The 22407-nt window shown below is 64.3% G+C and carries 20 protein-coding genes; 7 read left to right on the forward strand and 13 right to left on the reverse strand.

All coding sequences use genetic code 11. The features are described from left to right. Nucleotides 1-10: 10 nt before the first annotated feature. The 12 genes from EDC35_RS02620 to EDC35_RS02675 form a co-directional block, all read right to left on the reverse strand. The gene (locus EDC35_RS02620; protein ID WP_132975414.1) at nucleotides 11-337 is read right to left on the reverse strand and encodes an NADH-quinone oxidoreductase subunit K; all 327 of its coding nucleotides are present in this window, start codon (nucleotides 335-337) and stop codon (nucleotides 11-13) included. Beyond that, nucleotides 334-1290, reverse strand: coding sequence for a hydrogenase subunit MbhD domain-containing protein (locus EDC35_RS02625; protein WP_132975416.1), 957 nt, complete (start codon nucleotides 1288-1290; stop codon nucleotides 334-336). The genes EDC35_RS02620 and EDC35_RS02625 overlap by 4 nt, the downstream gene beginning before the upstream one ends. Beyond that, a complete protein-coding gene (locus EDC35_RS02630) occupies nucleotides 1287-1604 on the reverse strand; it encodes a monovalent cation/H(+) antiporter subunit G (RefSeq protein WP_132975418.1) in 318 nt (105 codons plus the stop codon). Before EDC35_RS02630 ends, EDC35_RS02625 begins: the two co-directional genes overlap by 4 nt. Beyond that, nucleotides 1601-1912, reverse strand: a complete 312-nt coding sequence (locus EDC35_RS02635) for an MrpF/PhaF family protein (RefSeq protein WP_243651379.1) — start codon at nucleotides 1910-1912, stop codon at nucleotides 1601-1603. Before EDC35_RS02635 ends, EDC35_RS02630 begins: the two co-directional genes overlap by 4 nt. Then, a complete protein-coding gene (locus EDC35_RS02640; RefSeq protein ID WP_243651380.1) occupies nucleotides 1899-2408 on the reverse strand; it encodes a Na+/H+ antiporter subunit E in 510 nt (169 codons plus the stop codon). The genes EDC35_RS02635 and EDC35_RS02640 overlap by 14 nt, the downstream gene beginning before the upstream one ends. Nucleotides 2409-2657: 249 nt before the next feature. Further along, nucleotides 2658-3740: a phospholipase A gene (locus EDC35_RS02645; RefSeq protein WP_132975420.1), complete on the reverse strand. Its 1083-nt coding sequence runs from the start codon at nucleotides 3738-3740 to the stop codon at nucleotides 2658-2660. Nucleotides 3741-3975: 235 nt separating this feature from the next. Next, the gene (locus tag EDC35_RS02650) at nucleotides 3976-5430 is read right to left on the reverse strand and encodes a GntP family permease (protein ID WP_132975422.1); all 1455 of its coding nucleotides are present in this window, start codon (nucleotides 5428-5430) and stop codon (nucleotides 3976-3978) included. Between the two features lie 3 nt (nucleotides 5431-5433). Next, nucleotides 5434-6492, reverse strand: coding sequence for a patatin-like phospholipase family protein (locus EDC35_RS02655; protein ID WP_132975424.1), 1059 nt, complete (start codon nucleotides 6490-6492; stop codon nucleotides 5434-5436). Between the two features lie 183 nt (nucleotides 6493-6675). Continuing rightward, a complete protein-coding gene (locus tag EDC35_RS02660; protein WP_132975426.1) occupies nucleotides 6676-7848 on the reverse strand; it encodes an AI-2E family transporter in 1173 nt (390 codons plus the stop codon). 22 nt (nucleotides 7849-7870) lie between these two features. Then, complete coding sequence (locus EDC35_RS02665) at nucleotides 7871-8857, reverse strand: alpha/beta fold hydrolase (protein ID WP_243651381.1); 987 nt, start codon at nucleotides 8855-8857, stop codon at nucleotides 7871-7873. 61 nt (nucleotides 8858-8918) lie between these two features. Then, nucleotides 8919-10448, reverse strand: a complete 1530-nt coding sequence (locus EDC35_RS02670) for a bifunctional metallophosphatase/5'-nucleotidase (protein ID WP_132975428.1) — start codon at nucleotides 10446-10448, stop codon at nucleotides 8919-8921. Between the two features lie 207 nt (nucleotides 10449-10655). Beyond that, a complete protein-coding gene (locus EDC35_RS02675; protein WP_132975430.1) occupies nucleotides 10656-11405 on the reverse strand; it encodes a hypothetical protein in 750 nt (249 codons plus the stop codon). A gap of 607 nt (nucleotides 11406-12012) precedes the next feature. On the opposite strand from EDC35_RS02675, the gene ppsA reads away from it, so the two are divergent. Further along, nucleotides 12013-14388 carry a phosphoenolpyruvate synthase gene (ppsA, locus tag EDC35_RS02680; protein ID WP_132975432.1) on the forward strand — a complete coding sequence of 792 codons (2376 nt, stop codon included), beginning with the start codon at nucleotides 12013-12015 and terminating at the stop codon, nucleotides 14386-14388. A 140-nt stretch (nucleotides 14389-14528) separates the two neighbouring features. Then, nucleotides 14529-15578, forward strand: a complete 1050-nt coding sequence (locus EDC35_RS02685; protein ID WP_132975434.1) for a Fic family protein — start codon at nucleotides 14529-14531, stop codon at nucleotides 15576-15578. A 4-nt stretch (nucleotides 15579-15582) separates the two neighbouring features. Here EDC35_RS02685 and cbiB read toward each other — a convergent pair whose 3' ends face one another. Beyond that, on the reverse strand, nucleotides 15583-16542 hold the full coding sequence (cbiB, locus tag EDC35_RS02690) for an adenosylcobinamide-phosphate synthase CbiB (protein WP_132975436.1): 960 nt from the start codon (nucleotides 16540-16542) through the stop codon (nucleotides 15583-15585). A gap of 75 nt (nucleotides 16543-16617) precedes the next feature. Here cbiB and EDC35_RS02695 point away from each other — a divergent pair, with 75 nt between their 5' ends. The 5 genes from EDC35_RS02695 to EDC35_RS02715 all read left to right on the forward strand — a co-directional run bounded on the left by EDC35_RS02695 (nucleotide 16618) and on the right by EDC35_RS02715 (nucleotide 22405). Next, a complete protein-coding gene (locus tag EDC35_RS02695) occupies nucleotides 16618-19083 on the forward strand; it encodes a YbbN family protein (protein ID WP_132975438.1) in 2466 nt (821 codons plus the stop codon). A 79-nt stretch (nucleotides 19084-19162) separates the two neighbouring features. After that, on the forward strand, nucleotides 19163-19456 hold the full coding sequence (locus EDC35_RS02700) for a DnaJ domain-containing protein (protein WP_132975440.1): 294 nt from the start codon (nucleotides 19163-19165) through the stop codon (nucleotides 19454-19456). Continuing rightward, nucleotides 19456-20154, forward strand: a complete 699-nt coding sequence (locus EDC35_RS02705; RefSeq protein WP_132975442.1) for a nucleotide exchange factor GrpE — start codon at nucleotides 19456-19458, stop codon at nucleotides 20152-20154. Before EDC35_RS02700 ends, EDC35_RS02705 begins: the two co-directional genes overlap by 1 nt. 146 nt (nucleotides 20155-20300) lie before the next feature. Further along, complete coding sequence (locus EDC35_RS02710) at nucleotides 20301-22055, forward strand: Hsp70 family protein (RefSeq protein WP_243651382.1); 1755 nt, start codon at nucleotides 20301-20303, stop codon at nucleotides 22053-22055. Next, a complete protein-coding gene (locus EDC35_RS02715) occupies nucleotides 22055-22405 on the forward strand; it encodes a hypothetical protein (RefSeq protein ID WP_132975446.1) in 351 nt (116 codons plus the stop codon). Before EDC35_RS02710 ends, EDC35_RS02715 begins: the two co-directional genes overlap by 1 nt. The last annotated feature ends 2 nt before the right edge of the window (nucleotides 22406-22407 follow it).

Here is a 22407-nt window from a genome sequence, read left to right on the forward strand (position 1 = left end):
GAAATCTCCATCAGCGGTCAGATCTCTCGTCTTCATCCCAATCGTCACGACCGGTTTCCTGGAGCAGACGCCGCAGCAGGGCGACCGCCAGCGCCGTGGCGGCGAAGGCGACCACCAGCCCGGTGATGATGAGCGCCTGGGGCACCGGATCGCTGCCGGTCCCGGCGATCACGCCGCCACCGCGTCGGGCAATGACGCCGAACAGCAGAAAGACCCCGCTGCCGAGCAGATTGAAGGCGATGATCCGGCGCAGCGCGCCCGGCAGAACGATCAGACCATAGAGCCCCAGACCGACCAGGGCCGCACCGCAGAGTCCGAAGAGGGTCACGCTGCTCATGGCTGACGCTCCGCTGCGGACGGGTGTTCAGGTGGACCGGCCAGCAGGAGACCCAGTGCCGCCGCGATGGACAGGGTGAGCGCCGCCTCGATGACGAGGATCAGCGGCTTGGCATAGGCGACCGGATAGGCCAAAAATGCTCCGGCGAGCCAGATCCCCGCGATCCCAACCGTCAGAAAGAGCGCAGGTCCGGCCACCAGCATCAGACGCAGCCAGCGACGACTGACCGCAGGCGGTCGGGCCAGTCCGGCGATCATCGCGAGCACCCACATCGCCGCCAGCACCGCACCGCCCTGAAAGGCACCGCCGGGCGCAGTGGCGCCGGTCCAGAACAGATGGATGCCGACCAGAATGCCAATCGGGGGCAGCAGTTGGGCCAGCAGGGTCAGGGCGCTGCCCAGCGGCGCGGGGCGCAGCCAGCCCGGACGCTCGCCCCAGCCGTCTTTGGGCGCGAGCGACCAGACGCCGATGATGGCGAAGACCAGCACCACGGATTCAAGCAGGGTGTCGATGGCGCGGAAGGCGATGAGCACGCCGGTCACCGGATTGCCGAGCCCGGTCGCCGGGAGATTGGCCGCGACGGACGGGGCCAGGGTCGGCGCGGGATCGGGCAGGAGCAGCACCACCGCAGCCAGACCGCCGGCGACCGCCGCGCTCAGAAAGCCGGCCAAGAGCCGTGTCCCCAGTCCGGTCGGTGGTCTGGTCAGCCGCGCGGATCGCGGCAGACGTGTGGCGACACCGAGCAGCAGCAGGCCGGTCAGCCCGCTTCCGATCGCCGCCTCGGTCAGGGCCACATCCACGGCCGCGAGACGCACCCAGACCAGCGCGACCAGCAGACCGTAAGCGATATAGCCGACCACTGCGCCATTGTTCGAGCGGGCGGCGACGGTCCAGACGCCCAGGCCCAGGATCAGCAGCGTCAGACCCAGATCGACGATCAGGGCAGCGCTCATCGGGGCGGCTCCAGGTCAGTGGATCCATTCCAGGCGTCGGATCGCGCGGCCTTCGCCATGAGCTGGCCGACCGTGGCCCCGGCGAGGAGCACGACCAGCCAGACCGCAATCAGCTTGAGTCCGCCGACAGGCCAATCGACCTGCGGCAGCAGACCCAGCACGATCAGACCCAGCCCAAGGTTGTCCGCCTTGGTCAGTGCGTGCAGACGGGTCAGGGTATCGGGGAAGCGCAGCAGTCCGACCGTGCCAGCGAGAAAAAAGATCGCGCCCAGCGAGATCGCGATCAGGGTGAAGAGCGTCAGGGCAAGCGTCATGTCCGCGTCTTCCCTTCTGGATGAGCGTCATCCGGGACTGGCTCGGGCTCCGGGCGTCTCGCGTCGGCAACCAGGGCGACCGAGGCAAAGGCGGCGAGCAGCGCCAGCACCAGGGCGAGATCGGTGATGGCATTCATGTCGGTGGCAACACCAAGCAGCAGGAGCGCCGCGACACCGCCGGTCCCCAGCAGTTGGGCAGCCATCATACGGTCCACATCGCTCGGTCCGCGCAGGATACGGGTCAGTCCCAGTGCAACCGTCGCCAGCACGAACACGGCCGCAGCAAGCAGAAAATCAGCGATGTCCATCGTCTTCGCCCAGCACGCGGAGCAGAAGCATTTCGTCGATGGCCAGCGACTCGGCGACCGGCTGCGTGACATCCAGACAGTGATAGATGAGCCGGCCTGCTGCATCGGTGCCGACCGGCAGGGTGCCGGGCATGAGGCTGGTCAGGGCGCCGAAGACGGCGCGCCCCGGACCCGGCGGCAGACGTGTCGGATAGGTCAGATAGCCGGGTTGCAGCGACAGCCGGGGCGACAGTGCGCGCCGCGCCACATCGACCCCCGAAACGACCGACTGCGACAGCAGACGCCAGATGAGCCGGGCGAGTGCGCCGTAGCGCATCCGTCCGACGGTTGGCGGCAGGAGATGCAGGCTGGACCAGGTCGCCGCGACAGCAGCCGGGACGCCCACCGCCAGATCCGCGAGCAGCTCGGTCGTGACCGGCAGACGGGGATCGGCGAGCAGCAGCCAGCAGCCGTAAAACGCGATTCCGCGTGCGAGCGCGAATCGGGCGGGGAGCAAGCGATCTCCCCCTCCCCCCTTGCGGGGGAGGGTTGGGGAGGGGGCCGGGGGGAGAGGCGGTCCCATCTCGACGGCATTCTGAGTTGAAATCCTCTCCATCCTGAAAAATCCTGTTAATCCTGTCTATTCGAGGCGCGTTATCAGGTCTGGATTTTCAGGACATCACCTAAACCGCGCCAGCTCTTACGGTCGTTGATGCGACCAAGGTTGATCCAACCCCAAAACATCCCATACCGCATCAGGCGCGGTTTAGAGCAGATCGTTGAGCGTGATGCCGATACCGAAGGTGTTCTGCTTCCAGTCGTAGTCGATCATGCTCTCGCCATAACCAGTGAAGGCGGTGACATAACCGCGCAGCGGGCCGATAAGGGGCGGCGAGGTCCAGGTAAGCCGGGCAGCGCCTTTGTCGGCGTCAGGATTACCGCGCCCCATGAGGGTGAAGCTGTGACCGCGCCATTTGTAGATCGCCGTGATGTCGCCGTAGCCGTAGTAATCGGTGATGTTGGGGTTGTCGTCGTCGCCGTCGTTGAGGACGATCCAGGGGCGGAGCAGGAGCGCGAAATTGCCGGACTCGATGCCGAATTCCATGACCAGACGGTCCCAACTGCGCGAGATGGGGTCGGAACGGCCATTGGACTGATGGTTATAGCCGAAATTGAAGAGTTTCCAGGTCACGCCGCCGACCGAGACATCCGGCTGCGCGCTGACCATCAGCTCCGGCTGATAGTTGGTCTCGCGGAAGGGACGCGACAGCTCGTCGTTGTAGATCTGCCACTGGCTCTGCTGGGTGTAGGCGCCCCAGATGCCGACGCGGCGATTCTCGGTCGCCCACAGACGCGCCTTGAAACTGATCTGGAACTCGGCCTCGGTGGAATTGATCTCGGCGTCCGGGTTTTCCAGCGCATTGAACAGTGAATTGAACGGCTTCTCGTTGGGACGACTGGAGTAACGTCCAAGCAGCAGATAATTGGGACGATAGACATCGATCAGATAGCGTGCTGACGAGGGATCGAAGCCCCAGGCCGTATCGATCAGCGAATCAGAGGTGGACGCTGCGCCCGGCGTCGGATCGCCCGACAGCGCCTGCGTTCTCGGGGCCGTCATGGCGAGGCGAGCGGGTTCCTGCGCCACCTCGGGTGCAACCGCCAGCGTCTGTTGGCTGGCGCGGTCGTAACAGGCAAGCCGTTTGCTGTCGGACTTGATCCCGGCGCAGTCCTGAAGACCGGACTGGGCGAATGACTGGCCGCTGACGGCCAGAACCAGTACCGGCGTGATCAGGAGCAGGGACGCGAGCCGGGGGGCGCGGGGTTTTTGGTGCGATGGGTTGGTCATTTTTGATGAAGTCGTCAGTGGTCAGTTGGCAGTGGTCAGTATCGTTAAACCGCGTCCAGCGCGATAGGTGTCATTTTCAGTTTGTGTTTGGCCCTGGGGAAGTTACCGACTTTAGTGGAGACGCGGTTTAAAATTCCATATTGTTTAATATCTTAAACCGCACCAGATCCAACAGTCGTTGACGCTGCCAAGGCCGATCCAATCCCCAAACATCTCATGCTGCACCGGGCGCGGTTTAAAAAGAGCCGAACATCGTGCCCAGAACGATCACGGCGGCGAGCGCAACGATGGCGCCGACGATGGCGACCATCACGATGTCCAGATAACTGTCCTTGTGGGTGGTGCCGCAGACGGCGAGCAGGGTGACGACGGCCCCATTATGCGGCAGGCTATCCAGCGTGCCGGCGCCAATCACCGCCACACGGTGCATCAGTGCCGGGTCGATGCCCAGTTCGCCGGCCAGTTGCAGATAGGTCGATCCCAGCGCCTCCAGAGCAATGGTGAGCCCGCCCGAGGCCGAACCGGTGAGCGCGGACAGGATGTTGGTGGACACCGCGAGCGACACCAGCGGCCCGCCACCGACCCCGAGCACCCATTCGCGCACCAGCTCGAAGGCCGGCAGCGCGGCGACGACCGAGCCGAAGCCGACCAGACTCGCCACGCTGATGACCGGCAGCACCGAGGCATTGACGCCGGCATCGACGCTCTCGCGCAGATTGGGCAGACGCTTGCGGTTGAGTCCGAGCAGAACCAGGATGGCCGCCAGCAGCGCCACGATCACCGACCAGACACCGCCAACCGCCGCTGGCGAGGTCGGACCCCAGCGGTCTTCAGCCAGATAGGCCAGATCGAGATTGGGCAGGACCAGCAGGGTCATGGCGAGATTGACCGCCACCACCACAATCAATGGCAGGATGGAAATCCAGACCGGGGGCAGATCGGTGCTGACCTGACCATGATGGATCTCAGCCGGATCGAATGCCTGCGCGACCGTGGCACGCTCGCGCACCAGCGGATCGTCGGCGGCCTGCTCGGCGCTCATGATCAGCGCCCCGTCGAAACCGATGCCGCGCCGCCGGGCGGACGCCACCCCGCGCCCCAGCCACCAAAGCCCGAACACCAGCATGATGAGCGCGGCAATCGTCCCCAGACCGGGCGCGGCAAAGGGCGTGGTGCCGAAGAAGGGCATGGGGATGGCGTTCTGTACCGCCGGGGTGCCGGGCAGCGCCGACATGGTGAAGGTGGAGGTGCCGAGCGCGATGGCCGCCGGCATCAGATAGCGCGGGATATTGGCGTCGCGAAACAGCGCCTGCGCCATCGGCGCCAGCACGAAAAAGGCGACGAAGAGACTGACGCCGCCATAAGTCACCATGGCGCCGGCCAGCACCACCGCCAGCACGGCATGACGCGCGCCCAGCTTCTCGCCCATGAAACGGGCGATGGACTGCACCGAACCGCTGTCTTCCATCAGCTTGCCGAAGAGCGCACCAAGCAGAAAGATGGGGAAGAACTGGGCCAGAAAGCCCGCCGCACCGCCCATGAAGGTCTGGGTCCAGTGCGCCAGCAGCGGCTCGCCCGCAAAGATCGCCGCGATCAGGGCCGCCGCCGGGGTCAGCAGCAGCACGCTCCAGCCGCGATAGGCGAGCCAGATGAGGAGCGCAAGACCAAGCAGAATGCCAATCAGACCCATGAGTTAGATTCCTTCCAGCAGATAATCGAGATCGAAGGTCGCACGCCGCCCCAGATCGTGCCCGTGTTCGGCGAGGAAGGTGTCGGCGCAGCGCCGGCCTTCGTCACGCAGCATGCAGAGAAAGGCCCATTCGGCATTGAGCTTGGACGAGTAACCCAGGTCAGTCATGGCGGGACTGGCGATGCGGTGCATGCGCATCGATGCCCAGAGCGCGCCTTCGCTGTGCCCCGGATCCGCGACCTGACGCAGCAGGGCGATCATGCGCAGTTCCTTGAGCAGCGGTGCGTTGAAGGCGATCTCGTTCTCGCGGTTGAGGATGTCGCGGGCGGTGCGTGGCGTGCCGACGCGCTCGACCGGATTGATCTGGATGAGGATGGTGTCATCGGCGCTGGATTCGCGCACCAGCGGCGAGATGGTGGGGTTGCCGGAGAAACCGCCATCCCAGTAAGCCTCGCCATCGATCTCGATGGCCTGAAACATCATCGGCAGACAGGCCGAGGCCAGCAGCGCGTCCGGGGTCATGTCAGCGTTGCGAAAGACACGCGGGCGACCGGTGCGCACATTGGTCGCGGTGACAAAGACATGCACATCGGAGCGGGCGAGACGCGCGAAGTCGATCGATTCGGCCAGGATATCGCGCAGCGGATTGATGTTCGCCGGATTGGTGTCGTAGGGTGAAAACAGCCGCGAGGCCATATCGAGCGCGATGAAGGCCGGCGAGTTGTCCATCGTCCAGCGGCCCATGAGGATGTCCAGCGGCGCGCGGCGCAGCGGACTCATGAGCGCCGCGTCCGAGACCCGCCGCCAGAAGCGCTCCAGCGCAACCCGCGCACCCTCGGCACCGCCCTCGGCGAAACCGTCGCTCAGGACCGCCGCGTTCATGGCGCCGGCAGAGGTGCCGGAGAGTCCGTCGATGGTCAGCCAGGGCTCTTGCAGCATGCGGTCCAGCACGCCCCAGGCGAAGGCGCCGTGCGCGCCGCCGCCCTGGAGCGCGAAATCGACGGAGACCGGGACACGTGGTTTATCGGCAGTGGAACTGGGTTGCGGAATGGAAATGGCCATCTCAATGACTCCTGAAAACTAACCTGTCATGCGCGGATCGTGACGGAAACAAAGCCGTTGATGGCCAAAACATCGAACACGAAATGTATCAGCATCATAACATCGCCCGGTCGCCGCGCCAATCCCAGACGACTGGCGGGCAACCGGGTGGTTTTGATCTGATCAGATCGCCAGCAAGCCGGCCTAATGCCGTCGTGAGTCGCGCCAGTCTGAGAATCGCTGCACGAGCGGTTGAAACCGCTGTTGCAACAGCCCGGAGATCTGACGCAGACGATCAGCCATCGCTGGACCTTTTGCGCCCTCATCTGCGGCTGGCCTGGACTTATCCTCAATCTCCGGCCCGAGCAGGATGGCGATGGGCCGCGTGTAGGGGCTGGAGTCGAGCGCGACCTTGATCGCCATGGTCAGGGGCACCGAGAGAAAGACACCGACCGTGCCCAGCACCAGTCCCCAGAACAGCAGCGACAGGAAGACCGCCAGGGTCGAGATACCCAGTCCGCGCCCCATGATGCGCGGCTCCAGGATGCTGCCGATCACGGTATTGATCACCAGATAGCCGAGCGCGACCAGCAGGGTCGTCGGGATGTCGGTCTGCACCAGTGCCAGCAGCACCGCCGGGATCGCCATCAGGACCGAGCCGAGAAAGGGCACAAAATTGAAGAGGAAGGCGAGGATGCCCCAGAGAATGGCGAAGTCGATGCCCAGGAACCACAGCCAGATCCAGACCAGCAGCGCGGTGGCCAGACTGGTCAGCGACTTGATGACCATATACTGATTGATGGAATCGAAAACCAGTTTGATCCGCGCATCCGTGTCTTCAGTGGTGTTGAAGGCGGCCTGCATCTTGGCCGGCAGACTGGATGCCTCAGCCAGAATGAAGATGACCGTGAGCAGGATCAGCACCCCGCTGGAAAAGAGCCCGCCCACACTCGCGAGGAGCGAACGCACCATGGCGACCGTCTTGGCCGGATCAAACATGCTGGGCGACTCGATGCCTGCCGGCTCCATCCCCAGGCGCTGCATCCAGACGTGAAACTCATTGGACAGCAGGGTCAGCCGCTCCTGATAACTGGGTAGGCTCTCGCGGAAGCCATCCAGCGCGCCGGTCGAAATCAGGGCCAGCAGACTGCCGATATCGGCCAGCACAAAACCAACGATCAGCAGCGCCGCCCATTTCGACCAGCCGCGATTCGTCAGCCAACGCAACGGCGGGGTCGCGATCACGGCGATGAAGACCGCCAGCAGAAAGGGTGCAACGACCGAGGCCGCCAGATGCAGACCGGCAATCACGATCACGAATGCCGCACCCACGATCAGGGCGCGGGCGGGCGGGGTGAAGCTGGGCGTGGAATGCATGGTGTGATATCCGTTCCAGTGGTTAATCAGACGGTTGCGTGTCGCGGTCGAACCAGCCGCTGCGTCGCGTCGCGAGGAAATCGAGATAGCGTTGCGCCGTCTCGGCGGGTTGTTCCAGATGCGGCAGATGACCGGTCGCAGCGGGTTGAATGAGCCGGGCGCGGGGAAACCGGCGACGGATGTGTCTGGCCCCGTCTTCGGCGGCGAAGATCCGATCATCCTGACCCCACAGGACCAGGGTGGGCAGCCAACTTGTCACGCCCGACTCAAGCGACCGCGCATCCAGACTGACGATGTTCCAGACCTGCTGATAGAAGCGGTTGTGCTCGACATAGTCCGCGACCAGCGCCGCTTTGACCGCATCCGGGATGACGGGCGGATTGACGAACAGCAGGCCCATTTCCAGATCGAACTGCGCGAGATCGACCGGCACGAATGGATTGACGCCATCCTCGATGGCCGCTTGAACCTGCGGGCTCCAGTCGGTGAGACCGAAGGGTGCGCCGATCAGCGCCAGTGAGCGCACCCGCTGCGGATCAGAGCGGGCATAGAGCGCGGCAATGGCGCCGCCCATCGAATTGCCGGCCAGATCAATGCGCCCAAGCCCCAGGCTGTCGATGAACTGACGCAGCAGCTCAACCTGTCGCGCCAGACGGTAATCCGGGAGCGCAAAGGGGACGCTCTGACCATAGCCCGGCAGATCGGGGGCGATGGCGGTGTAGCCGACGGCGGCGAGCTGGCACAGCAGCGCGTTCCATTGCTCCTTCTGCGCAAAGAGCCCGTGCAGCAGCATGACAGGCGGCCCGGTTCCCGCACCGGCCTGGCTGTAATGCAGCGTGCCGCCATCAAGCGTGGCCTGCGCGGTCTGAATCGGACAGGATCCTGCGTCCGCCCCGGCGCACACCGGATAGCCGAGCCCCCAGACCAGCAGCAGGATCCCGACCGCCAGCAGGAGCGAAGACCGGACACCGGCCCGACAGACCACAACTGAATACCACATTGCCTGCATGCCAAATCCCCCCTGTGATGACTAAACCGCGTCCACTCCGACAACAGACTGAAACGGGGACTCAGAACGGCTGGCGCCGTATCCTTCCGTCCAACCGGGGCGCAATGATCTGTCCCTGACGAAAGGTATCGATCAGCAGATCCGAGATCAGACGACCGGTCATCTCTGGAGCGGTCATCTGCGTGAAGACGGCATAGCCATCGCCGCCGGCAGCAAGAAAATCAGACATCACGACCCGATAGACCTGCTCGGGATCAATGACACCAGTGTTCAGCGTGGCTGAGTCCAGACGCCGCCCGGCGATGACATAGCGCAGACCGGAGACCTGCAAAAACCCGCCTGGATTGTCTTCCGGATCCAAAGCGGCGCTGTGCTCCAGCGCATCAATGATCTGCGCGCCGGTGAGCTGGCCGACAACGAGCTCATTGCGAAAGGGAAAGGCCTGATAGACCTGCTTGAGCGTCACCGGACCGCGCGGGATGGTCGCCCGGAAGCCACCGGCATTGAAGAGTGCGACATCGGCCTGAGTGACCTCGCGGGCCAGATCGGCGAGCAGATTGCCAAAGACCGCCTCGCCACGCCGGATATCCTCACGCCGGGCACTCAATTCCACGTCCGTGACGCCCACCTGATCGGCCAGCCCGGCCTCCGCCTCGGCGACGATGCGCGTGACCTCGGCGGCGATCTCAGGGTCTTCCGCAATGCTGGCGTCAACCGGCAGCAGCCGGTAGGCCGTGCGCTGCATCTGTCCATTCTGACACGCCAGATCCATCCTCCCCAGCCAGCGGCCACGGTCGCCGGCCTGAAGGATCGGAACCCCGCCGGCCATCACCGGCTGATCAAGAACGTGATGATTGTGCCCGCCCACGATCAGATCGATCCCCGGCACCGCCTCAGCCAGACGCCGGTCTTCGGCGAGCCCGAGATGCGAGAGCACCACCACCAGATCGGCCTGCTCGCGCAGACTCGGCACCAGACGCCGGGCGACGCTGACCGGATCCTCGACGCTCACGCCCAGGGCATTGCGCGGATGGGTGCCAGTGGTCAGTTCCGGCGTGGTCAATCCGAGCAGGGCGACGGTCGGGCCGCCGGGTCTGGCGAGGATCAGGCTCGGACGAACCGGCAGCGGCTCGGGATGGGTCTGGACATTGGCCGAGAGAAAAGGAAAGCGCGCCAAGCCGGCCAGACGGCGGAAGACACCCTGTCCATAGTCGAATTCATGATTCCCCATGACGGCGGCATCCACCCCGATACGGTCGAAGAGGGTGACATCGGGGATGCCGAGAAAGAGGCTGGAGGTCATGGTTCCCTGCAACAGATCGCCGGCGAACAGCAGCACGACCGGTCGCTCGGGATCCTCAGCGCGCACCCCGGCGACGAGGGTCGCCAGACGCGCGAGACCGCCCGGCGGGATGCCCGGCTCGGGGCCAGAATCGGAGTCGGAATCAGGGGCCAGTTGGCCGTGAAAATCGTTGAAATGCAGCAGGGTGAGCGCCTCGCCCGTGCGGCAGGCGGCCTGGACGGACGTCTGGACAATCAGCGCCAGCAGACAGACAGAAATGAGACCGAGGCGACGAAGCGGCAACGACATGTACAGACATCCTGCGGGTTGGCCCGAGCTGACGGGGTTTACCTTCCATCCGGCAGACTGAACCGCAAAGGCGCAAAGGACACGAAGAAAAACAATTGTTTGGACATCCTTACAGATCACCCGACGGGTGAACGCGGCCTGTTAGACAATGCCCTGAAATCCCTTACATGCTCTGCGCTCTCTGCGGTTCAACCGCTCCTTTCAGGTTTACCGATTCGAGTTCAAGGGGGCCATGTGCATCATCCAGGCGGGCTGTGGCCGTGCGGACGGCGCCGCGACAGGTGCAGGCTCGACCGCAGCCGGCGTCGTCTCGGTCACTTCGGCGGCAGGTTGGGCCTCGGCAGCAGCCGGCTCAGTTGCTTCGACCGGGGTTTCAGCGGCGGCAGGCGCCGGCTCGGCTTCAGGTTCGACGGCAACCGCTGGTGCGGTCTCGACCGCTTTCACAGCCGGCGTTGTCTCGGTCACTTCAGCGGCAGGTTGGGCCTCGGCAGCAGCCGGCTCAGTTGCTTCGACCGGGGTTTCAGCGGCGGCAGGCGTTGGCTCCGCTTCAGGCTCGACGGCAACCGCTGGTGCGGTTTCGACCGCTTCCGCAGCCGGTGTTGTCTCGGTCACTTCGGCGGCAGGTTGGACCTCGGCAGCAGCCGGCTCAGTTGATTCGACCGGGGTCTCGGCGACGGCGGCAGCCTCAGTCGTTTCAGCAGGCGCATCCGTGGTTACAGGCTCGGCGGCAGCCGGGGCCGGTGGCGCAGGCGGCGGAACCAGGGTCAGGGTGCCGATGGGCGCGAGATTCGTCGCGACCTTCTGTGGATCCATTGGCACATCGGCGTCCAGGTTGATCATGACCGCCTTCGCCGTGCCGACGACAAGCAGGAGCGCAACCACGCTCAGAATGAGCTGGCTGTTGTCCTTGACGCCAGTAATGGCTCTGATTTCCGCGAGTCCGGGCAGTTCTTTCATCAGGCTAAAACCTCTTGTTACGAATGTTGAGTGGCAGAATCATGTCGTTTTTTAAGCCGCGTCCGGCATGACCACTGTTGTTTGTGCATTGATCCTTTAACCCTGCACCAGGCAACCGACAATGTCGCTGACGCGGCTTAAATAATCCGTGAGATTAAATATTTAAACCGAATCAGCCGCAACGCGCATGGGTTGCAGGCGAGACCGACACCAATGCAAAAACACCGCACGCAGTACTGGGCGCGGTTAGGCTGCCTGAACAACTCACTTGGTTCAAGTGAGTTGTTCAGCTCCAGTCCAGCAGTGACGAGCCGTCATGGATCGGCCAACACCAGGGATCCGGCACGGGATGCTGGCGTGGCCTGACATGCCCCGCTCAGAATTGCGGTTAATCCAATTTTCAATATTGACTGCCTGCCGGGACGCATACCCCGACACTGCGCTATATTTCGCGGTTATTTCGGGATCCCTGCGGGCATTGCGCCTGTCCTCCCGATCCCGCGCCAAGCCTCGGTCGAATCGTCCCTGGCCGCAACGCCCTGGCATCCAGCCCATGTGTCGAGCCGGGTGTCGATTGATAGTTTACTAAGACCGGAGAACGAACACGATGACCGATTATGTGCGTTGGCTGAGCGACCTCGGGATGGACGACGTGCCGGTGGTAGGCGGCAAAAACGCCTCGCTGGGCGAAATGATCCAGAACCTGACCCATCTCGGGGTGCAGGTGCCGGGTGGTTTCGCGACCACGGCCGATGCCTATCGCGAATTCATCGGGCACGACGGGCTGGATGACCGCATCCAGGCCGTGCTCGACGCGCTGGACGTGGAAGATGTCTCGGCCCTGGGCGAGGCCGGCCCGCGCATCCGTGGCTGGGTGATGGAGCAGCCCTTCCCCGCCGCATTGGAGGCCGCCATCGACGCCGCCTATGCGCGTCTGACCGCCGAGGCCGGCACCGACGCCGTGTCCTGGGCCGTGCGTTCCTCGGCCACCGCCGAAGACCTGCCGGATGCGTCCTTTGCCGGGCAGCAGGAGACCTTCCTCAACGTCCAGGGGCTTGACCACATCAAGCACCGGATCAAGGAGGTCTTCGCCTCGCTGTTCAACGACCGCGCCATCGCCTATCGCGTCCATCAGGGCTTCGCGCACCGTCATGTCGCACTCTCTGCCGGCATCCAGCGCATGGTGCGCAGCGATCTGGCGTCGTCGGGCGTCATGTTCACGCTCGACACCGAATCCGGTTTCCGCGACGCCGTCTTCATCACCTCCAGCTACGGTCTGGGCGAGATGGTGGTGCAGGGCGCGGTGAACCCGGACGAGTTCTATGTCCACAAGCCGACGCTCGCCGCCGGTCGTCCCGCGATCCTGCGCCGCACCGTCGGCGACAAGGCGATCCGCATGGTCTATAGCGAACCGGGTGCCGACAAACCGGTGCGCACCGAACCGGTGCCGGAGGCGCTGCGTCCGCTGTTCAGCATCACCGACGCCGAGATTGAGGAACTGGCCAAACAGGCGATCCAGATCGAGCAGCACTATGGCCGCCCGATGGACATCGAATGGGCCAAGGACGGAACCGACGGCAAGATCTATGTCGTCCAGGCCCGTCCCGAGACGGTCCAGAGCCGTACCGGCAATGTCATCGAACGCTACATGCTGCGCGAAAAAGGGCCGGTTCTCACCAGCGGACGCAGCATCGGCAGCCGCATCGGCGCCGGCAATGCGCGCATCGTCGAGAGCATCGCCGACATGCACAAGGTGCAGCCGGGCGATGTGCTCATCACCGATATGACCGATCCCGACTGGGAGCCGGTGATGAAGCGTGCGGCGGCCATCGTGACCAATCGCGGCGGACGCACCTGTCACGCGGCGATCATCGCCCGCGAACTCGGCGTCCCCGCCGTCGTCGGCTGTAATGACGCGACTGACAAAATCCAGGAAGGTCAGCCCGTCACCGTGAGCTGCGCCGAGGGCGATACCGGCTATATCTACGACGGCAAACTGGACTTCGATTACAAGACCATCGAACTCACGGCCATGCCCGAGATTCCGGTCAAGATCATGATGAACGTCGGCAATCCCGACCGCGCCTTCGCCTTCTCGGCCACGCCCAATGCGGGCGTCGGTCTGGCGCGGCTGGAGTTCATCATCAACAACATGATCGGCATCCATCCCAAGGCGCTGCTCGAATTCGACCAGCTCCCGGCGGATCTCAAGGCGCAGATCCAGCCGCGCATCGCCGCCTATCCCAGCCCGCGCGAGTTCTATGTCGCCAAGCTGGCCGAAGGCATCTCAACGCTCGCCGCCGCCTTCTCGCCCAACACCGTGATCGTGCGTATGTCGGACTTCAAGTCCAACGAATACGCCAACCTCATCGGCGGCAAGCGCTACGAGCCGGAGGAAGAGAACCCCATGATCGGCTTCCGTGGTGCCGGGCGCTACATCGCCGACCATTTCAAGGCCTGCTTCGAGATGGAATGCGAGGCACTCAAGCGGGTGCGCAACGACATGGGCCTGACCAATGTCGAGATCATGATCCCATTCGTGCGCACCCTGGGACAGGCCAAGGCGGTTGTCGAGGCGCTGGCCGGTCAGGGCCTGGAGCGCGGCAAGGACGGACTGCGGCTCATCATGATGTGCGAGCTGCCGTCCAATGCGGTCCTGGCGACCGAGTTCCTGGAGTATTTCGACGGCTTCTCGATCGGCTCGAACGACATGACCCAGCTCACCCTTGGTCTGGATCGCGATTCCAGCCTGGTCGCCGAGAGCTTCGACGAGCGCGATCCGGCGGTGAAGAAGATGCTGTCGATGGCGATCAAAGCCTGCCGCGAGCAGGGCAAATATGTCGGCATCTGCGGTCAGGGACCATCCGACCACAAGGACTTCGCCGACTGGCTGCTGAAGGAAGGCATCAGCAGCATCTCGCTGAATCCCGATACCGTGATCGATACCTGGATCTATCTGGCCGAGCAGGCCAGGACGCTCTGATCCGACTCGTTACGACGGCGTAGCAAGCTCGTCGTCTACCGTTGTGACGGTGAGGCGACGATGCCCAATCCAGCCAAGCCGTCATCTTGCTCCAAGGTGGCGGCGACCAAAATGGGCGTAAATGGGTGTAGTATTGGTTCATGCTAAAAACCGACACCATCCAGATCACCCCCGAGATCCTGACTCTCATCGCCCGGATCGACGAGTTCAAAGGTGCCTGGCGCGCCCTGGGCACACTCGCGCCTGACCGTCTGTCGGCCCTGCGGCGGGTGGCCACCATCGAGAGCATCGGTTCCTCGACCCGTATCGAGGGCAGCAGGCTGTCTGATCGGGAAGTGGAACGGCTGCTGTCGAATCTGGAAATCCAGTCCTTCGCGACCCGTGACGAGCAGGAAGTCGCCGGTTACGCTGAGTTGATGGATCTGGTCTTTTCATCGTGGCAGGACATCCCGTTCACCGAGAACCACATCAAACAACTGCACCAGATCCTGCTACGCCACAGCGAGAAAGACGCCCGGCATCGCGGTCACTACAAGACCCACTCGAACAGCGTCGCCGCCTTCAATGAAGCGGGGACACAACTCGGTATCGTGTTCGAGACGGCCTCGCCCTTCGATACGCCCCACCTGATGGCCGAGATGGTGGCCTGGATGAATCAGGCGCGCGAAACCGCTCGACTGCATCCACTGCTGATCATCGCCGTCGGCGTCGTCGTGTTTCTGGAAATTCATCCCTTTCAGGATGGCAACGGGCGGCTCTCACGGGTATTGACCACACTCCTGCTCCTACAGGCCGACTATGCCTACGTGCCGTACAGCTCCCTGGAAAGCGTGATCGAGCAGAGCAAGGAAGCCTACTATCTGGCCTTGCGCCAGACTCAAGGAACGATCCGCACGGAGTCACCGAACTGGCGCTCGTGGCTGGAGTTTTTCCTGCGCTCCCTGGCCGAGCAGGTACGGCGACTGGAGAAAAAGGTCGAGCGCGAGCAGATCGTACTGGCGACCATGCCTGAATTGCAGCTTGCCATCGTCGAGTTCGCCCGCGAACATGGCCGCATCACCATGGGTGAGGTCATCACGCTGACTGGCGCCAGTCGCAATACGCTCAAGCAGCACTTCCGCGCCCTAGTGGAACGCAGCGTGCTGAATCAGCACGGCAGTGGGCGCGGGGTTTGGTACGGGCTGCGCTGACTGATTACATCGACATCCGCAACGTCGCCAGCATCAGCCCGACGACCAGCGCCAGCAGGCAGCAGACCAGAATCAGACGCAGCGCGGCGCGCAGGTGCCCGGCGTCCAGATCAGCCGGCCAGTCAGGATCGCCCATGTACTGCTCAGTGACCAACTGACCGTCAGATTGGATGGGGCCGATCAGGCGCACCCGTAACGCGCCGGCACAGGCGGCCTCGCTCCAGCCGGAATTGGGGCTGGGGAGCATGGCGTGATACCGCCGCGCGGATTGCAGGGCGAGTCGCGGATGCAGACGCAGCAGCACGGCGGCGAGGGTGATCAAGGGGACGGAAAGCCGCGCCGGCAGCCAGTGGATCAGGTCATCGGAACGTGCGCCGGCCCAGCCGAAACGGGCATAACGCGCGTTCCTGTAGCCGACCAGCGAATCCAGGCTGGAGACCGCCTTGACCAGAATCAGCCCCGGCAGACCGAACAGACAGAGCGCCCAGAGCGGCGTCAGCACCCCATCGGTCAGGTTTTCGGACAGGCTCTCGATGGTGGCGCGCACGATGCCGTCGCGCGGCAGACGCCCGGTATCGCGCGCGACCAGCATCGCCAGACACTGCCGCGCCTGTGGCAGATCGTCGAGCGCAAGCAGCACCCGCTGACCGTGGGCCAGCAGATCGCGCATGCACAGCAGACTGTAGGCGATAAAGAGATCCCAGCCCGGCGCCAGCCAGGGATGCAGCCAGCCGAGACCGGCGCGCACGCCGCACCAGACGGCGAGCGCGCCGCCAACCACCAGCAGCCAGTGAAGGATCCCGCCAAAGCGTCCGTTCAAACCGATGGCGAATAGCCGATGTTCGCAGGCCAAGCTCCAGGCAGCGATCAGCCGGATCGGATGAAAACGGTAGACCGGATCGCCGAACAGGGCATCGAGCAGACAGGCGGCGAGGATCAGGACAAGCTGTTCGACCAGATCCATTGACGAGCGGAACCTTTCTATTTAATTTTGAAATCAAAGGACGCCCATCATACTGAAGTTCAAAGCAGGCGACTCATGTCGAAAAAAGCCAGGCGGAGCACGCCCCGCGCTGCGATCAGCCAGACCCCGCTGACACCCGACGCCATCGCGCACAAGGCCCGCGCGAATCTGAGCGGTGGGCATTATCGCGAGGCCATCGCCGACTTCAAGCAGCTTATCAAGCAGGATCCCAACCCGGACTGGCGGGTCGGACTTGCTGACGCCTATGCCGGACGGGCGCGCGAACTGAGCGCCAAGGGCATGCTCAAGGAAGCGCTGGTGATGTGGGAGAACCGCGCCAGTCTGGGCCAGGGCATCCCCCGCGACCTGGACCATGCCCGGCTCCTGCTGCGTCTGGGCCAGACCGCCCCGGTGTGCGCCCTGCTGACTGCTGCCTCCACCCTGCCCGCCCCGGAACTCGACCGGCTGCGTGCCCTGCTCGCCGCGCGTCTCCTGTCCGGTGATGCGGCCATCGCCGAGCGTCTGGCGGAGGACGATCCGGTACGCCGTCATGCCGGGGCGGCGCAGGCGGCGCTCGCCGCCTGTTGCGCGGGCGACGAAACGGGTCTGCGCGAGGCGCTGGCCGCCCTCCCCTTCCGCTCGCCCTATCGCGACTGGGCGCAGATCCTCAAGGCCCTGCAGTGTCTGCCGGATCGACCGCGCGAGGCCGCTGAACTGCTGAGCCGGATTGGCGCGGATTCGGCCTTCATCGACTTGAAACAGGCGGTGGAACTGGCGCTGCTGCCGGAATCCGCCTTTCTGGAGGCGCTGCGGACGGCGGGCAGGAGCAAAGGCCGCTTTGCCTGCATGCTGCGCGGCTGGTCAGCCGGGCGGATCGCCCTCTGGGACAAACTCGCACGTCTGGGTGCCGAGCCCGCGCCGCAGGCGCTGCTGCGCGTGCTCCATCAGCATCGCGAGTCGCTGGGCGCGGACTGGGTGCGCCGCCAGTCGCTGCGCCTGCTGCGCGGCGATTTCCCGGCCAGCGGCAAATGGCCTGCTGCGGTGGGTGCGCCGCCTCTGACCACTGAAGAGGCATTCCTGATCGCGGCCTGGCGTGCCGAGCAGGATCAGTATGCCGGGACAATCAGCGAAAGCTGGCAGAAATACGCGAAGCTGCTGATGAATGCCTGCCGCGAGGGCCGGACCGATCCGCTCGACCGGCTGCGCATCGCCCTGGCGCTGAGACGAACCGAACGCATCGGCGGGGTGCTGCACGACGCCGACATGACCCACGATGCCTGGCAGGTCGCCAGACAGCTCGAAGCCAGCCTGGACTGGGATCCGGACGACATCGACACCTGGCTGATCCTGATCGACTACTACCGGCGCAACCAGCAGCCAAAAGATGCCCGCCGTCTGCTGGATGGCGCCACCGCACGCTGGCCGCAGAACCGGCGTCTGCTGGCAGCGGCGATGGATGTGGCGCTCGATGCCAGCGCCTTCAAAAAGGCCGCCGGTCTGGCGCGCGGCATCCTGGCGCAGGATCCGATCAACACCGAGGTGCGCGAACGACTGGTCGATGCCTATCTTGCGCACACCCGCAAACAGGTCGCCAAAGACCGCCTGGATCTGGCGCGCAAGACGCTGGCCGAGGCCGACGAATGGGCGAGCGGCGGCGCGGCGCGCGAACGGCTCGATCTGGTGACCGAACTGGTCGCCCTGATCGAGAACAGCGCGACCGGCGCCCAGGCGCTGCGCGAACGGGTCAGACGGCTGGGCGACGGACTCGCCGCACTGGTTGCACTCGCCCTGGCCGGGGATGGACTCAGGCTCTCGCCGACCCGGCTCTTCAAGACCATCGACCGTCCCAAACTCGCCGCCCGGAACGCCGAGGATCTGCTCGCCGCGCTTGCCCGGCTGCGCGTCCATCTGGATCGCGGCGGCAAGCTCTCGCGCGACTTGAGCGAGTATCTTGCCAAACCACTCAAGGGCGCACCCTGGAAGAGCCTCGCGCGCAGCGACCTGGAAGCGGCCTGCGAGACCCTGCGCCGCAGCAGGCTCCATCCTGTGCGGCTGGCGGTCGCCCAGGCAGCGCTCAAACAATGGCGCGGCGCGCCCATCTTCGCCTTCCATGCCTTCGAGGCGAAGTACCCCAACGGTCAGCCCAATCTCCGGGGCAAGGACGTGTTTGATTTGGAGATCGCCATGAATCGTGCCCGCGATGAAGGCGATGAGCGTACCGCCCTGCGTATCCGCGAGCTGCTCATGAGCGCCAGTCCCTTCGGTTTCGGTCCCTCGCCCTTCAGGTTCGCACCGGAGGACGATTTCGACGAGGACGATCCGCTCGACAGTCCCATCGATGACGATGTCGCCGTCGATGCCATCATCGCCATGATCCGCACTGCCGGACTGGAGCAGGCGATGGATCTGATCGGCATGCCGCCGCATATCAAACGCGACTTCAGAAAGATGGCGCGTCAGATCGGCGAAAAGAATGCGTTGGAAAAAATCATCACGCTGTTCGAGCAGATTCGCGACGGCCAAATTCCAGACGAATTTTAAACGGCGTCTCGCGGTGCCCTGGAGGCGATCGCAGTGAACGCAGTGAGAAACCGTCACATACCGTACTGGACGCAGTTTAATGAGCGACCCCTATCTGATTCTCGGCGTACCGGACGACGCAGACGATACCGCCATCGAAGCGGCCTATCTGAACGGCATCAAGCGTTATCCGCCGGAGCGCGACGCCGAACGCTTCCAGGCGCTGCGTGCGGCCTATGAAAGCCTGCGCACCCGGCGCGACCGGCTCGCGCACGCGCTCTTCGACACCACACCGCCCACGCTGGCCGACATCCTGGACCGCGCCGCGCCGGTGACGGCGCCGGGACGACAGGATCCCGCGCTCTTCGCCGCCCTGCTGCGCGGAGACGACTGATGGACGAGGCGACCAAAGACCAGCTCATGGCCGCTTTCCGGGCCCATCTGGACAGGGCCGGCACCCTGGACGATCCGGACGCCGCGCCCGAGGCGGAAACTGCCCCCGATCTCTTCACCCTGCTCGCCGAGCTGGCCGCGCTCAGGAATGAGGTCAAACTGGAGTCACGTCAGGTCAAATCCGCGCTCGACGAATTCCGCTCGCTGTTCGATGCGCTGCGCGAGTCCGGCGCCCGTCTGGGCGAGGAACAGGAGCGCCGACGCGAACAGGAGCGGCTGGCGGATCAGCAGGGACAGAAAGACCTGCTGCTCGATCTCCTGGATCTCCGCGACCGTTTGCAGGCCGGACAGGAGCAGGCGCGACGCTTCCGGCCCGGCTGGTTCGATGGTCGCGCCACCGCCTTCATTGTCTCCATGGCCGAGGGTCTGGAGATGAATCTGCGCCGCTTCGATGAGACCCTCGCCCGGCGCGGCGTCACCCCGCTGCGCACGCTTGACCAGCCATTCGACCCGCATACCATGCACGCAGCGGAACTGGTGAACTGGCCCGCGCGACCGGCTGGCATCGTGGTGCGCGAGCTGCGCAAAGGCTTTCTGCTGCATGACCGCCTGCTGCGTCCCGCCGAGGTCGCGGTCAACCGGCCCAGCCAGCGGCACGATCCCAACACATCACCAGAGGGCGTCTGGCCGTTGGCGTAAGCTGCGCTCACGTTAAATAGACAGGATTAACAGGATTTTCCAAGATGGACAGGATTTTTCAACCGCCTGTTTTTAATCTTGTTAATCTTGAATCATCCTGTTAATCCTGTCCAATTAACGGCGTTTCCGCCTGCCAACTCGAATCCATGAACCAACCAGGGACCAAGACATTGAGCGACATCATCATCGGCATCGACCTGGGAACCACCAACTCCGAAGTGGCCGTGGTTCAGGACGGTCGCACGCGCATCATCCAGGTTGATGGCTCCGAGATCCTGCCCTCCATGGTCGGGGTCGCCGACGATGGCGCCCTGCTCGTCGGCCAGGCCGCGCGCAATCAGTACACGCTCTACCCGGAACGCACCATCCGCTCGGTCAAACGCCGCATGGGCGAGGATGTGCATCTGCCGATGGGCGAGCAGTCCTACACGCCGCAGGAGATCTCTTCGCTGATCCTGCGCCGGCTCAAGCGGGCAGCGGAAGATGCGCTCGGCCAGCCCGTGACCAGGGCCGTCATCACCGTGCCGGCCTATTTCTCCGATGCCCAGCGACAGGCCACCCGCGACGCCGGGGGACTGGCGGGGCTGGAGGTCGTGCGCATCATCAACGAGCCCACTGCCGCCGCGCTCGCCTATGAGGCCGAACACGCCAGCGCCAAGAATATCCTGGTCTACGATCTCGGCGGCGGCACCTTCGATGTCTCAGTAGTCCGCATGAATCAGGATGTGACCGAGGTGCTCGCCAGCCACGGCAACAATCATCTTGGCGGAGACGACTTCGACGCCCGGCTGGTCGGGCATGTCGTCGCCCATCTTCAAGAAACCCAGGGCATCGATCCGAGCGAGCAGCGTGCAGCCATGGCCCGTCTCGTGCGCGCCTGCGAGACGGCCAAGATCGCACTCAGCGACGCGCCCTTTGCCCGGATCGAAGAGGAATATCTGCTCGAAGCGGATGGCAGACCGGTGCATCTGTCGCTGGAGGTGAACCGCGAGGAATACGAGGATCTGATCACGCCCTACATCGACGAGACCCTGGAAGCGGTCCATATCGCGATGAAAGGGGCCGGACTGGCGGTTACGGACATCGACGAGGTGCTGCTGGTCGGTGGCGCCACCCGGACCCCACTGGTCCAGCGGCGCCTGGAGCAAGCGCTCGGCATGCAGCCGCGCGCCGAGGTGGATCCCGAGCTCTGCGTCGCCGCCGGCGCGGCGATCCAGGCGGCGGTGATCGCCGGGCAGAAGGTCGCCAGCGTGCTGGTCGATATCACGCCCTACACCTTCGGCACCAGCGCCCTGAGCGAGCTCAACGGCGAGATCTATCCCTACACCTACATCCCGCTGATCCGCAAGAACACCCCCATCCCGGTCACCAAAAGCGAGGCCTTCGAGACCGCTTACGACGGCCAGACCGTCATTGAGGTGCATGTCTATCAGGGCGAAGATCCCGACGCGCTCAACAACACCGAGATCGGTTCCTTCCGCATCGAAGGTCTGAGCGATGTCCCGGCCGGCAACATCATTCTCACCACCTTCTCGCTCGATCTGAACGGCATCCTGCACGTCACCTCGCGCGAGAAGCGCACCGGGCTGGAAAAGCACATCACCATCGACAACGCCACCACCCGTTTCGAGGAACAGCATCTCGACGCCGCCCGCGAGCGGCTGTCCGCGCTGATCGAGGGCGAGGCCCGCGACGTAACCGAGGAACAGCGCGACAGCGTCCAGACGCGCGCCCTGATCGAAAAGGCCGAGCGACTGCTGGACACGGCGAACCCCGAAGACCGCGAAGACCTGGTGGATCTGATCGAAGCCGTGCGCGACCGGCTCGATCAGGATGATCCGTCCGGACTGGAACAGGCCCGGGTCGCGCTGGCGGATCTCATTTACTATCTGGAATCCTGATGGACCGCTGTCCGAACTGCGCCGCCCGCACCGACGGCAGCCCCGCCTGCCGGCGCTGCGGCATGGACCTCGCCAGTCTGCTCCGGGTCGAGCGGGCGGCTGAGGGGCTGCTGACGCAGGCGGTCGCACATCTGGCCACCGGCAATCCCGAAGCGGCCTGCGCCGCGCTGACACAATCGCTCGCCCTGCATCGCACACCCAACGCCGAACGGCTGCTGGGTTTCGTTCGGCAGTTTGCAGGACAGGATAGTCATCTTACCGAACCTCATTCTGTAGACGAGGAAATGGCTCGTGTAGAAAATAGACAGGGTTGCACTGGCCTTGCACATCCGCCATTGCTGAGACTGTGATT

Source organism: Thiobaca trueperi (genome assembly GCF_004342175.1).
GTDB classification, from domain to species: domain Bacteria; phylum Pseudomonadota; class Gammaproteobacteria; order Chromatiales; family Chromatiaceae; genus Thiobaca; species Thiobaca trueperi.

Coding starts and splice junctions, on each gene's coding strand:
- EDC35_RS02620 (WP_132975414.1), bottom strand. CDS start 337: ATGAGCAGCGTGACCCTCTTCGGACTCTGCGGTGCGGCCCTGGTCGGT.
- EDC35_RS02625 (WP_132975416.1), bottom strand. CDS start 1,290: ATGAGCGCTGCCCTGATCGTCGATCTGGGTCTGACGCTGCTGATCCTG.
- EDC35_RS02630 (WP_132975418.1), bottom strand. CDS start 1,604: ATGACGCTTGCCCTGACGCTCTTCACCCTGATCGCGATCTCGCTGGGC.
- EDC35_RS02635 (WP_243651379.1), bottom strand. CDS start 1,912: ATGGACATCGCTGATTTTCTGCTTGCTGCGGCCGTGTTCGTGCTGGCG.
- EDC35_RS02645 (WP_132975420.1), bottom strand. CDS start 3,740: ATGACCAACCCATCGCACCAAAAACCCCGCGCCCCCCGGCTCGCGTCC.
- EDC35_RS02650 (WP_132975422.1), bottom strand. CDS start 5,430: ATGGGTCTGATTGGCATTCTGCTTGGTCTTGCGCTCCTCATCTGGCTC.
- EDC35_RS02655 (WP_132975424.1), bottom strand. CDS start 6,492: ATGGCCATTTCCATTCCGCAACCCAGTTCCACTGCCGATAAACCACGT.
- EDC35_RS02660 (WP_132975426.1), bottom strand. CDS start 7,848: ATGCATTCCACGCCCAGCTTCACCCCGCCCGCCCGCGCCCTGATCGTG.
- EDC35_RS02665 (WP_243651381.1), bottom strand. CDS start 8,857: ATGCAGGCAATGTGGTATTCAGTTGTGGTCTGTCGGGCCGGTGTCCGG.
- EDC35_RS02670 (WP_132975428.1), bottom strand. CDS start 10,448: ATGTCGTTGCCGCTTCGTCGCCTCGGTCTCATTTCTGTCTGTCTGCTG.
- EDC35_RS02675 (WP_132975430.1), bottom strand. CDS start 11,405: ATGAAAGAACTGCCCGGACTCGCGGAAATCAGAGCCATTACTGGCGTC.
- ppsA (WP_132975432.1), top strand. CDS start 12,013: ATGACCGATTATGTGCGTTGGCTGAGCGACCTCGGGATGGACGACGTG.
- EDC35_RS02685 (WP_132975434.1), top strand. CDS start 14,529: ATGCTAAAAACCGACACCATCCAGATCACCCCCGAGATCCTGACTCTC.
- cbiB (WP_132975436.1), bottom strand. CDS start 16,542: ATGGATCTGGTCGAACAGCTTGTCCTGATCCTCGCCGCCTGTCTGCTC.
- EDC35_RS02695 (WP_132975438.1), top strand. CDS start 16,618: ATGTCGAAAAAAGCCAGGCGGAGCACGCCCCGCGCTGCGATCAGCCAG.
- EDC35_RS02700 (WP_132975440.1), top strand. CDS start 19,163: ATGAGCGACCCCTATCTGATTCTCGGCGTACCGGACGACGCAGACGAT.
- EDC35_RS02705 (WP_132975442.1), top strand. CDS start 19,456: ATGGACGAGGCGACCAAAGACCAGCTCATGGCCGCTTTCCGGGCCCAT.
- EDC35_RS02710 (WP_243651382.1), top strand. CDS start 20,301: ATGAACCAACCAGGGACCAAGACATTGAGCGACATCATCATCGGCATC.
- EDC35_RS02715 (WP_132975446.1), top strand. CDS start 22,055: ATGGACCGCTGTCCGAACTGCGCCGCCCGCACCGACGGCAGCCCCGCC.